This is a genomic window from Thiolapillus sp., assembly GCF_048562965.1.
In the GTDB taxonomy this organism is placed as follows: Bacteria; Pseudomonadota; Gammaproteobacteria; order Chromatiales; family Chromatiaceae; genus Thiolapillus; species Thiolapillus brandeum_A.
The window spans coordinates 1-1,124 of record NZ_JBHNMF010000925.1 but is presented as its reverse complement, the minus strand read 5'-3'; the positions used below and the strand labels follow the sequence as shown (position 1 = coordinate 1,124).

The following is a 1,124-nucleotide window of genomic DNA, read 5'->3' as shown; positions in this document are numbered from 1 at the left end:
CTAGTGCTGGCGACAATATCGTCAGCACCAGTCAGCTCTACGGGGGCACCTATAACCTGTTTGCGCATTCCTTGCCAAGACAGGGCATAGAAGTGCGCATGACCTCCTTCGATGATTACGAGGGTCTTGAAAGCCGCATCGATAACAAGACCCGCGCTGTGTTCTGCGAGTCTATCGGCAACCCCGCGGGCAACGTCGTCGATATCGAAAAACTGGCGGAAATCGCCCACCGTCATGGTGTCCCCCTGATTGTCGACAATACGGTGGCAACGCCTTATCTGTGCCAGGCATTCGAGCACGGCGCCGACATCATCATCCATTCCCTGACCAAGTACATCGGCGGACACGGTACCACCATCGGTGGCATCATCATCGATTCCGGGAAGTTCGACTGGGCAGCAAACAGGGAGCGCTTCCCCATGCTGAACGAACCTGATCCTTCCTACCATGGCGTCGTCTATACAGAAGCCCTCGGCCCGGCTGCCTATATCGGCCGATGCCGGGTCGTGCCTTTGCGCAATACGGGTGCTGCGCTGGCGCCCCACAGTGCTTTTCTGCTGCTTCAGGGCCTGGAGACCCTGGGGCTGCGCATGGAAAGGCACTGTGAAAACGCACTGGCCGTAGCCAGGCATCTGCAAAAGCATCCCAAGGTCGCCTGGGTCAAGTATGCCGGTCTGGAAGACAGTGAATACTTTGCCACCTGCCAGAAGATCACCGGGGGCAGGGCTTCCGGTATTCTCAGTTTTGGCATTAACGGTGGCAAAGCGGCAGGCGGCTAGTTCATCGATGCCCTGCAAATGATCCTGCGGCTGGTCAATATCGGCGACGCAAAATCACTCGCCTGTCATCCGGCAACCACGACACACAGACAGCTTAGTCCTGAAGAACTGGCGACTGCCGGTGTCTCTGAAGATCTGGTGAGAATTTCGGTCGACATCGAGCATGTCGACGATATCATTGCCGATATCGATCAGGCGCTGGAAAAGGTCGGCTGACTGTGGACCGGGTGCTGTCCCGGGCGGGGAGTAAGCGGAGTGCCCGGGCTGATCAGAAATCCTGGTTCAGACCCAACCTGAAATAAGGCGCCATTTCGACCTGGATATGATCTGGCAAGTTCTGGCTGA

At 57.0% G+C, this 1,124-nt stretch carries 1 pseudogene; it reads left to right on the top strand.

The features are described 5' to 3' along the window. Positions 1 to 995, top strand: a pseudogene (locus tag ACOCD2_RS21230) (O-acetylhomoserine aminocarboxypropyltransferase/cysteine synthase family protein); the annotation flags it as partial. Positions 996 to 1,124 lie beyond the last annotated feature (129 nt).